1 protein-coding gene is annotated in these 947 nt (G+C 63.6%); it reads left to right on the forward strand.

Translation table 11 applies throughout. The features are described from left to right. Positions 1 to 50: 50 nt before the first annotated feature. Positions 51 to 947, forward strand: a protein-coding gene (locus ACYSM9_RS21870; RefSeq protein ID WP_461859045.1) for an IS5 family transposase whose coding sequence is annotated in 2 segments (ribosomal slippage) — positions 51 to 401 and positions 403 to 947 — 896 coding nt annotated over the 2 segments. Because the reading frame shifts where the segments join, the coding sequence is not laid out codon by codon here. This gene is flagged as partial in the annotation.

The raw sequence follows: 947 nt of genomic DNA on the forward strand, positions 1-947 counted from the left end.
CTAGGGCGTGTCTCCTAAACCTTGGCTGGTTTAGCCGGGATGCTTGATGGGTGTCGCGTACTTCTGTTTTGACTGATGGGCAGTGGGCCCGCATTCAGCCGTTATTGCCGTCCTCTGCTGGCCGCCAGGGTCGTCCGTTCCGGGACGACCGTCGGGTGGTCGAGGGGATCATTTACCGGTACCGTTGCGGGATCGCCTGGCGGGATGTGCCTGCCGAGTTCGGTCCTTGGCAGACCATCTGGAAGCGTCACCGCCGCTATAGCGGTGACGGAACCTGGGACAGCATCCTGGCGGCACTGCTGACGGTCGCGGACTCCCAGGGTGAGGTGGATTGGTCGGTCTCGGTCGACTCGACGGTCAACCGCGCCCACCAGCACGGCACTAACCTTCCCCGCGCCACAGGGGGCCGGCTCGAATTACATGAATCTGTTTGCTGAGCCGGACGACCATGCAATCGGCCGTTCCCGCGGCGGACTGAGCACCAAGATCCACGCCTTGGTTGATGGTAAAGGCCGGCCCCTGGTTTTGCTGGTCGCGCCGGGCCAGGGTGGCGACGCTCCGATGTTCGCCCACCTGATGAACCAGTTGAAGATCAACCGGGTGGGTCCGGGCAGGCCCCGCACCCGCCCGGACCGTGTGCGCGGTGACAAGGCCTACTCTTCAAGAGCGATCCGGACCCACCTTCGAGACCGCGGCATTACCGCTGTCATCCCGCAACCGTCCGACCAGATCGGCCACCGTAAACGACGCGGTTCCACCGGCGGCAGGCCGCCGGCCTTCGACAAAGAGGACTACAAAGGCCGAAACGTTGTCGAACGCAACTTCAACACCTTCAAACAGTGGCGAGCCTTGGCGACCCGCTACGACAAGCTCGCCCTGACCTACCGCGGCGGAGCAGTCCTCCGAGCAATCAGCATCTGGCTGACAGCTTTAGGAGACACGCCCTA

It is taken from the genome of Arthrobacter sp. C152 (assembly GCF_054890965.1).